This is a genomic window from Vibrio sp. V43_P6S15P86 (assembly GCF_009904725.1).
Lineage (GTDB): Bacteria > Pseudomonadota > Gammaproteobacteria > Enterobacterales > Vibrionaceae > Vibrio > Vibrio diabolicus.
On sequence record NZ_WXWT01000293.1, the window covers coordinates 1 to 8,924 of the forward strand.

Annotated in this window: 9 protein-coding genes; 2 read left to right on the top strand and 7 right to left on the bottom strand. The window is 44.1% G+C overall.

Annotation, left to right across the window (positions count from 1 at the left end; genetic code table 11):
- The first annotated feature begins 169 nt into the window (after nucleotides 1-169).
- Nucleotides 170-466, top strand: a complete 297-nt coding sequence (gene ihfA / locus CAG69_RS13030; protein WP_005377899.1) for an integration host factor subunit alpha — start codon at nucleotides 170-172, stop codon at nucleotides 464-466.
- 123 nt (nucleotides 467-589) lie between these two features.
- Here the strand turns inward: ihfA and CAG69_RS13035 are convergent, their stop codons facing one another.
- Nucleotides 590-1,369 carry a RelA/SpoT domain-containing protein gene (locus CAG69_RS13035; protein ID WP_006741655.1) on the bottom strand — a complete coding sequence of 260 codons (780 nt, stop codon included), beginning with the start codon at nucleotides 1,367-1,369 and terminating at the stop codon, nucleotides 590-592.
- 316 nt (nucleotides 1,370-1,685) lie between these two features.
- Between CAG69_RS13035 and CAG69_RS13040 the strand changes: the two genes are divergently transcribed.
- Complete coding sequence (locus tag CAG69_RS13040) at nucleotides 1,686-2,336, top strand: thiopurine S-methyltransferase (protein ID WP_046874957.1); 651 nt, start codon at nucleotides 1,686-1,688, stop codon at nucleotides 2,334-2,336.
- 71 nt (nucleotides 2,337-2,407) lie between these two features.
- Here the strand turns inward: CAG69_RS13040 and purT are convergent, their stop codons facing one another.
- From purT to CAG69_RS13070, 6 genes are all read right to left on the bottom strand, one after another.
- Complete coding sequence (gene purT / locus CAG69_RS13045) at nucleotides 2,408-3,583, bottom strand: formate-dependent phosphoribosylglycinamide formyltransferase (RefSeq protein ID WP_161444556.1); 1,176 nt, start codon at nucleotides 3,581-3,583, stop codon at nucleotides 2,408-2,410.
- A gap of 145 nt (nucleotides 3,584-3,728) precedes the next feature.
- Nucleotides 3,729-4,616, bottom strand: coding sequence for a cytidine deaminase (gene cdd / locus CAG69_RS13050; protein ID WP_161444558.1), 888 nt, complete (start codon nucleotides 4,614-4,616; stop codon nucleotides 3,729-3,731).
- A gap of 443 nt (nucleotides 4,617-5,059) precedes the next feature.
- Nucleotides 5,060-5,737: an LrgB family protein gene (locus CAG69_RS13055; protein WP_005377888.1), complete on the bottom strand. Its 678-nt coding sequence runs from the start codon at nucleotides 5,735-5,737 to the stop codon at nucleotides 5,060-5,062.
- A 1-nt stretch (nucleotide 5,738) separates the two neighbouring features.
- On the bottom strand, nucleotides 5,739-6,113 hold the full coding sequence (locus CAG69_RS13060; protein ID WP_005397786.1) for a CidA/LrgA family protein: 375 nt from the start codon (nucleotides 6,111-6,113) through the stop codon (nucleotides 5,739-5,741).
- 55 nt (nucleotides 6,114-6,168) lie between these two features.
- Complete coding sequence (sbcB, locus tag CAG69_RS13065; RefSeq protein ID WP_005397785.1) at nucleotides 6,169-7,590, bottom strand: exodeoxyribonuclease I; 1,422 nt, start codon at nucleotides 7,588-7,590, stop codon at nucleotides 6,169-6,171.
- Between the two features lie 156 nt (nucleotides 7,591-7,746).
- Nucleotides 7,747-8,924 (bottom strand): L-cystine transporter (locus CAG69_RS13070; protein ID WP_161444560.1); only part of this gene is annotated, 1,178 nt, incomplete at its 5' end.

An 8,924-nucleotide genomic window follows, 5' to 3' on the forward strand; every position in this document is an offset into this window, starting at 1 on the left:
ATTTACATAGTGCTATTCCTTTTGTTCGCCAAGAAAAAAGTTGGCGAAAATCATAAGCTTGTCATACACTTCCTGATGTAACCCCGATATGTTGTTGAATTGGTAGGGTAAAACTGCTCTGGCGCTACACTAACGTAGCATTGTTTAACATAGCTTTGAGGAAAGTTTTATGGCGCTCACAAAAGCCGAACTGGCAGAAAACCTGTTTGATAAATTAGGATTTAGTAAGCGGGACGCCAAGGAAACGGTGGAAGTGTTCTTTGAAGAGATTCGTAAGGCACTGGAAAGTGGCGAACAGGTAAAACTGTCAGGTTTTGGTAACTTTGATCTTCGTGATAAGAATGAACGACCTGGTCGTAACCCGAAAACCGGTGAAGATATTCCAATTACTGCTCGACGTGTAGTGACTTTTCGCCCGGGTCAGAAGTTAAAAGCTCGTGTAGAAAACCTGAAGAAAGTACAGTAAGCCGAATAAATGGATCACGCTAAGGCGTGGTCTTTTTTTTGCGTAAAACTTGTGTCGCATATAAACGAAAACCACCGCAATGCGGTGGTTTTTCTGTTTTTGAGTATATCTTAATGATATGGATTACGCTGCTTCTAGGTGCGTTGTTAAGTATGGTTGCCATGCTTGTTGGTACAAGTTTTTAGACTGTGCACGCATGTTGCGAATAGAAGCGAGTTCTAGTTCGCTTAGTTCGCGTTTCTCCATCATCGCTTGGCGTTCTAGTTTCTGTATTTTTTCGTATAGGTCGTGTTCAGGACCGCTTTTCACATCTGCGATGGCTTTTAAGTGCAGTTGAACTTCGGCAACCAGATTTGTCTTTGGTAAACGAACGAGTAAGTTCAAGTCTCTATAGCCTGAAGGACCAGGTTTTTTGAAGCGATTTTTTACTTTAACAATTGTTGTTTCACGCTCTAAGGTTTCATAAATGGAGACTAAGCTCGCGACGTCTTCAGCAACAATCGTGGCACGGGCTAGGTCAGTAATGCGTTCGACTTTTCCATCTAACTCCAAAGCTATTTTTTCTTCTGCTCGTTGTTTGGACTTTACGCCTGCGAAGTATGGCTGAGCATCATTAAGAAGTGCGGTACTTTTACAGATAGTTTCAAGCTCAAATTGTGCTTGGTGAGCTTTGCTGTAAAGAATGTCGAAGTCAGTGTATGGCTGAGTTGGAGTTGCGTCGATTGACTGAATACCATATAAGCCGCTAAGGCTATGTTTAAAGAGTTTCGAACAAACTTCGTTTTGACTTGTTGAACGATTTTGATCGCCACTCGGCGCTGGGGTAATTGGAAGTGCGGCAAATGCCGGTGCACGGCTAAGTACCAAAAGCATCAATGCTGTAGTACGAAGAAATAAGCTCATTCACTCTCCTTAACTTGCTTGTACTTAGAAAATAGGGAACATAAAGGTCGCTAAGTTCGGCAAATCAGGTACTAACTTATTAATGGGGTCATTACGAAAGATTCCAAGGTTTCAGTTTTGTCTTGAAGTGGAATCGTGCGTTAGATCACCATTTCTCTTTTCTTTATTCTGTTTATCAGATAAAGGCGTGGTTCCTATAAGAACGTTTACATCCTATCACCGCTGTATTAACCAAAGATGAACGGCATAGACAAATTGAAAAAAATCGTTAGTCTTACTTCTCAAAATGAAAATCAGCCGACAAGTAGAAAGTAAAATGAGAGACCAAGAGTTTTGGCATAATAAATGGGCCAGTAATCAAATCGGATTTCACTTGGAAGATGTAAACCCGCTATTACCTGCATATTGGCAACACACAAACCCAAAGCGTGAAGACAAAGTGTTAGTGCCTTTGTGTGGAAAGTCAGAAGACTTGATTTGGTTGGCGATGAAGCATGATTCAGTTGAAGGTGTTGAGCTGAGCCATATCGCTGTTCGTGCCTTTTTTGCTGAACATTTTTATACGCCAACCGTGACGCCTGTTAATGGTATGCACGAGCTTTATCAATTTGATGAGCTCTCTATTTATACTGGGGACTTTTTCACTGCACCAGTATCTCAAGCCGATATCATTTATGATCGCGCCGCGTTGGTTGCTTTACCGCAAGATATGCGAGAGGAGTATGTAGAGCGTCTCAAGCAACTTTTGAATCCAGGCGGTCGTATTTTGCTTGTTACACTCAACTATCCTCAAGAAGAGATGGCAGGGCCTCCATTTAGCGTGCCAGTCGAAGAGATTGAGCAGTTATTTTCAGGTTACAAAGTTACCTGTTTGAACGTAGATGAAGCTGATGAAAACCATCCTAAAATTGCGAAAAAAGGCTTAAGTCGCTTCTCTGAAGAAGTGTACCTAATCGAGAGTGAATAGGTTTTTTGGGTTTGTAAAACGAAATAGCGCAGCAATTTGAGCTGCGCTATTTTTGTATAAGTGGTTCGTATTTAATAAGTGATATTAACTTTTGAAGCACTTTCAACAGCATCTTGAACGGCTTCTTCGGTGGTTTTTCGTCGCGTAAGGACAACACCTAAACGACGGCGACCATCGATTTCTGGCTTGCCGAATAGACGAACTTGCGTTTGAGGTTGAGCTAAGGCTTTGGTTAGGTTGTCAAAGCGAATGTTTGTGGAAGTCCCTTGACCAAGAATAACGGCCGACGCAGATGGACCATATTGTACGATATTATTAATCGGCATTCCGGTAAATGCACGTACGTGGAGAGCAAACTCTGACATTTCCTGAGAAATCATAGTGACCATGCCTGTATCGTGTGGGCGAGGAGAGACCTCATTGAAAATGACCTTATCGCCTTTAACAAATAACTCTACACCAAAGATGCCGTAGCCGCCGAGTGCGTTGACTACTTTCTCAGCCGTGTATTCAGCTGCTTTTACTGCGTTTTCTGACATAGCTTGCGGTTGCCATGATTCGCGGTAGTCGCCATCTTCCTGACGATGGCCAATTGGAGCACAGAAATGCACACCGTCAACGGCTCTTACAGTCAATAAAGTGATTTCGTAATCGAAGTCGATAAAACCCTCCACGATCACGCGACCTGCCCCCGTACGTCCGCCTTCCTGTGCGCAATCCCATGCCTTTGCAACGTCGTCTTCGGTCTTGATGACACTTTGCCCTTTACCTGAAGAGCTCATAACTGGCTTTACTACGCACGGGATGCCTACATGCTCAACCGCGGCTTTGAAGTCTTCAAAAGTATCTGCAAAACGATAAGGTGATGTCGTCAGTTCTAGTTCTTCTGCAGCCAAACGTCGGATACCTTCACGATTCATTGTTAGCTTGGTTGCCTTAGCGGTTGGAACAACATTCAGCCCTTTTTCTTCAAGCTCTACCAGTTTGTCGGTTGCGATAGCTTCGATTTCAGGTACGACGTAAGTAGGTTGTTCCTTCGTAATAACTTCTTCTAAGGCGCTTCCATCTAACATATCGATGACGTAACTACGGTGAGCAACTTGCATCGCTGGAGCATTAGCATAGCGATCACAAGCAATCACTTCTAAACCAAGTCTCTGACATTCAATTGCGACTTCTTTACCGAGTTCGCCAGAGCCTAAAAGTAATACACGGGTAGCATTTGCGCTGGTTGCAGTGCCAAACATAGTGTTCCCTTACAAAATAGAGTGGTGAGACAGAAATTGCAGGAGATCATACTGAAGTTTCATGACAAAGCAAACGTTTGCTTTTGGTTTTTAGGCAATAAAAAAGCTCTACATGCCGTAGAGCTTTTTATACTGAAATTGTCGCTTATACGTTGACAAAACTAAGTGGAATATCTGGATTCAACGCTTCTAACGTTGATTGCGTATCAGCCAAATGACTGATCTTGCCTTCTGAGTTTTCTACCAGAGCAGCGGCTTTGATATTGTCAAAAGTTTCACCCGCAAGTAGTACTTGGATCAGCGCAACTTGTAATGGCGGCAAGCTAGGGTTAAAGGCCGCATTTTCCGCATAAGCACCTTGGAATACACGGCCGCTAGCCATTTCTAATGCTAAGCCACTCAGGTTGTTGGTATATGGTGAGTGGCTCATGTTCATCGCTTCAACAGCGCTTTGAATTAGAGTGTCTTCATCATCGCATGAGAACTGATGCTTTACTTCTGCCATTAAGCCGGATTCGATACCGAGATCGTTTGGTCCAAAGGCTTCAGGTAGGTATTCATGCAGCGACTTTTCTTCGCGTTCTGGGAGCTGGATTTTAAGCTCGTTTGCGGTAGATAACTCGTTCATGAACTGACGGCAGTGACCACATGGGCTGAAGTTAATGGTGATATCTTTAATACCACGTTCACCTTTCATCCAAGCGTGGCTAATTGCAGACTGCTCAGCGTGAACTGTTTGACCTAACTGAATACCAAAGAATTCCATGTTGGCACCGAAGTAAAGGCGACCTGAGAGACCACGAACGATAGCACCGACATAAAATTCAGAAAGAGGAGCATAGGAATATGCTGCGGCAAAAGGAAGTAGAGCAACACGAAGCTCTTTATCTGATAGACCGGTAGCTGAAAGCAACTGCTCAAACTGTTGAACTGAAAGCGTAGCATCAAAATCATCAGCTTGGATGATAGGAGCAAGTTGTTTGGAAAGTGCTTCTGGAGCGCCTGCTAGCGCCTGTTCAATGCGACTTTTCATGTTGAATCCTTGTTATTGCATGGACAGTTATTCTATGTGAAGGATAGAAATGTTCCGTGCGTTAGATCACGATAAATAATGCAATTTATAATTCTGTTACATAATTAGAGTGAGCTCACACATGTATTCGATTGCACTGACGTGAAGCGTTATCTCCGTCTCACAATTAACCATATCAGTATATATTCATATGACCAAGACGCTGGGATATGTTAATTACGATGCCTACATGTCCACACAACGTTATTCCTAGATATCTAAGCAACGTTGAGTCAGTAATATTGCACTGAATATTGAAGTTATTAGTGTGTATCTCGTCAGAGTACCTTAACGATCTTACTAGAACGGGTTGTTAGATGAGGTAATACAGAATTTTGGAAGGGATAAGGAAGAAACGGGAAGGCTACGGCCTGCCGGAAGGAGGGCAGACCGAGAGCGCTTAACTATTGATATAGCCAGACAGCCAAAGCAAAAAAGCTTGGAGCCAAAATAGAAGTGATGATGCCGCATAAAACCAATGCGAGTGATGAGAACGCGGCATCAATGGGCTGTTTCTCTGCACATGTCGCGGTGCCTAAGGCATGAGACACGGTACCCATTGTTAGGCCACGTGCAATCGGGTGTTTAATTCCAATTAAGTTGTAAATTGGGTACGCCAAAATCGCGCCCAATAAACCAACAATCAGAACCAAGATCGCCGCAACGGCAGCTTCACCACCGAGGTGACTCGAAATTTCCATTGCTATTGGCGTAGTGACGGATTTACCCACTAGACTTGCGATTAAACTGATATCTGCTTTGAAAGCGACTGCGATCAAGGTGGTTGTCATCATCGACATCACACTGCCTACTGTGCAAGCAAAAGTGATGATTCGCCAGTTTGCTTTAATCTGTGGTAGTTGTTCATATAGCGGGTAAGCCAGAGCAACTACGGCTGGTTGAAGTAAAAAACTGATCCCTTCGTTATCCGCATAATACGTTTCAAACGGTACATTTAAGTAAGTAAGCAAAGGAATGAGCACTGCAATACTGATCAGCAAAGGATTTGCTAGAGGATTATTCACTTTGATTGCGATTTGGCGCGCGACAAGAAAAACCGCAATGGTAACAACTAACCACATATCAGTGCTTCTCCTTTAGCAAGTAGTCCAGCAGCCAAGCGAGGCTGACTAGTACAATGAGTGAGCCTCCAACTGCGCTAGCAATGATAGGGAGGGCATTAGCGAGTAGCATATCGAAATGTTGCATTAATCCCACGCTAATAGGAACGAACAACAAAATCATGTAGCGGATAAATAGCGTGGCGCCCGGTTTGACCCAATCGACCTTTACAAGCCCAAGAGTCATAGAGAAAAACAGTACGAGCATACCGATGACACTTCCTGGGACGGAAACGCCAGTGAACTTTTGAATGGTAATTCCGATGCCAAGTGCCCCCATGATGAGGAAGATTGAAATGAGCAGTTGGATCAGTTGTAAGAATCGTTCTTTAATCATTTTGACAGTATATAAACAACAAGCACACCATAAGGTGCGCTTGTATTAGGAGGAGTTAAGAAGCTAAGCTCTCTACATAACGGTACACGGATTTTAATATCGCAATCTTCTTTTCGTCACTTTCATGTTCGTGAACTAAGTTTTCTAAATTCAGCATGTACTCTTCAATTTGGCTTTCAAACACTTCTCGACAGTGTAATGCCCAGCGTCTCTGTTCTTGCTCGTCTAATGTGCCTGGGAAGTTACGCGCACGATAGCGGAACAATAGAGGTTTAATGCGCTTGTCATCAAATTCAATGTCCAATGCGGCAAGATTGTTCGGGTCGGTTTCTCGAATGATATCCATGGCTGCGCGATCGGCCGGAGAGAAGAATCCGTCGTAAAGTTGCGTATCGACGTCATCACTTTTATCGAATTTACGCTCGACTGAAAAGAGGCTAATCAGCTTTTCTCTAATTTCAGGATGTTGGCGCAACAAAGCGAGATTAGCGAGACATTGCTGGCGATCAATGCCAATAGACTCCGCATTTTCAGCCGTTAACGTTTTTGCAGGGGCGAGAATAGGGCATTTGTTTAAATGAACTAACTTAACAGGCACTGGTAGCAATTCACCAAGATCTTCTCGCTTAGTGTAGAGTCTTTCGTGTAGCTCTTCTGCGGATAGCTCTAGAATAGGCTGAGGGTCTTTCGCTAAATCGATAGTGATAACGGCGTTATTATTGGTTGGGTGCCAAGCAACAGGCACAATCCAGCTAGTGTACTGGCATTCGCGCCCTAGCATGCCTGAAACGTGCATCAACGGCGTCATGTTGACGATGTCGACTAATTCATTGAGCTTGCGCTTTTGGCGCATAGAAAAGAAATAGTCAAACAATTTTGGTTGCGCTGCTTTGACTTTTTTCGCCATTTCGATAGTCGCAATCACGTCTGCCATCGCATCGTGCGCGTTACTATGTTCTATGCCGTTAGCAACAGACAAGTGCTCTAATTTAAAACTAGTGAAGCCATCTTCGTTTTCTGGCCATTCTACGCCTTCTGGGCGAAGGGCGTGGCATGCGCGTAGCACATCGAGTAAATCCCAGCGCGAGTTACCGTTTTGCCAACTCCATGCGTATGGATCGATAAAGTTGCGATAACAAGTATAACGGGTCACTTCGTCATCAAAGCGAATGCTGTTGTAGCCTAAACTGGTGGTATTTGGTTTCGCGAGTTCAGCGTGAATCTTAGCGATAAACTCAGGCTCAGAAAGGCCTTCTTGAACCGTTTTTTGCGGAGTAATACCAGTAATAAGCGCAGCTTCAGGAGACGGAAGATAATCAGCAGGTGGCTGGCAGTACATGACTAAAGGCTCGCCGATGATATTAAAGTTTTCATCTGTACGAACACCAGCGAACTGGCTTGGGCGATCTTTCGCGGGGTTTGTTCCCCATGTCTCATAATCAAAGAAGAAAAAAGTGGGCTGATTATCTTGGTGCATTCTGCTTACCGTTTACAAAACCGATGACAGTATTAGACCATTCAACGCTTTGACTAGCAACGAAAGATGCAAGTTGAATTTTTGAAAATGAAAAAACCGATGGCGAACCATCGGCTTGATATTTTACGTTTTATAGCTTGGGAAGTAGTTTGAGCTTTACGCTCGTGTTTCTTCCAATGCTGTTTCGCTTTCTGGTGACTTCAGCACTCGGCTAGCAATCGTACCCGCAGTCATTGATCCTGAAACGTTCAGTGCGGTACGGGCCATATCGATCAATGGTTCAATAGAGATAAGCAGCGCCGCGATGGTCACAGGTAAGCCCATTGCAGGAAGAACAATCAAGGCTGCAAACGTTGCACCGCCGCCAACACCTGCAATACCAAATGAGCTGATGGTGATAATCGCAATCAATGACAGGATAAAGTGAAGATCCAGAGGGTTGATACCCATTGTCGGAGCTACCATCACTGCCAGCATTGCAGGATAGATACCCGCACAGCCGTTTTGGCCGATAGTGGCACCAAACGATGCTGATAGATTTGCAATCGCTGGTGGAACGTTAAGTTTCGTGATTTGCGCTTCTACGTTTAGTGGGATCGTTGCTGCTGAGCTACGAGATGTAAACGCGAAGGTCAGTACAGGCCAGATTTTCTTAAAGTATTCCGCAGGGCTAACGCAGACAAACGAGACTAAGACGCCGTGAACAACAAACATCAGAGCGATAGCAACATAAGACGCCACAATAAAGCCAAGTAGGTTTAGGATGTCGCCTGCGCTTGATGTCGCTACCACTTTTGCCATCAGTGCTGCGATGCCGTATGGTGTTAACGCCATGATCATCTTCACTAATCGCATAACGATTGATTGAGCAGCTTCTACGAAAGTACGAATCGGTGATTCTAACTCTGTTTTTTCCATCATCACTTTACGAGCGGCGATACCGGTTAATACACCGAAGATAACGACAGCGATAATTGAGGTCGAGCGAGCACCTGTTAGATCAGCAAATGGGTTGGTTGGAATGAAGCTAACTAGCATTTGAGGAATAGTCAGGTCACTTACTGTACCAGCACGGCTTTCTAAAACGGCGATACGAGCGGTTTCACGAGCACCTTCAGTTAAACCTTCTGCTGACAGGCCAAATGTTGTTGTCACCAAGATACCGATAAGTGCAGCAATTGCAGTCGTTACTAGAAGAACAGAGATGGTCAGGCCAGAAATTTTACCTAATGATCCACCTTTCTCCAATTTAACAACTGCAGAGATCATCGATACCAATACTAGTGGCATGATGACCATTTTCAGTAGACCAACGTAGCCACTGCCTACAATGC

Coding starts and splice junctions, on each gene's coding strand:
- ihfA (WP_005377899.1), top strand. CDS start 170: ATGGCGCTCACAAAAGCCGAACTGGCAGAAAACCTGTTTGATAAATTA.
- CAG69_RS13035 (WP_006741655.1), bottom strand. CDS start 1,369: ATGAGCTTATTTCTTCGTACTACAGCATTGATGCTTTTGGTACTTAGC.
- CAG69_RS13040 (WP_046874957.1), top strand. CDS start 1,686: ATGAGAGACCAAGAGTTTTGGCATAATAAATGGGCCAGTAATCAAATC.
- purT (WP_161444556.1), bottom strand. CDS start 3,583: ATGTTTGGCACTGCAACCAGCGCAAATGCTACCCGTGTATTACTTTTA.
- cdd (WP_161444558.1), bottom strand. CDS start 4,616: ATGAAAAGTCGCATTGAACAGGCGCTAGCAGGCGCTCCAGAAGCACTT.
- CAG69_RS13055 (WP_005377888.1), bottom strand. CDS start 5,737: ATGTGGTTAGTTGTTACCATTGCGGTTTTTCTTGTCGCGCGCCAAATC.
- CAG69_RS13060 (WP_005397786.1), bottom strand. CDS start 6,113: ATGATTAAAGAACGATTCTTACAACTGATCCAACTGCTCATTTCAATC.
- sbcB (WP_005397785.1), bottom strand. CDS start 7,590: ATGCACCAAGATAATCAGCCCACTTTTTTCTTCTTTGATTATGAGACA.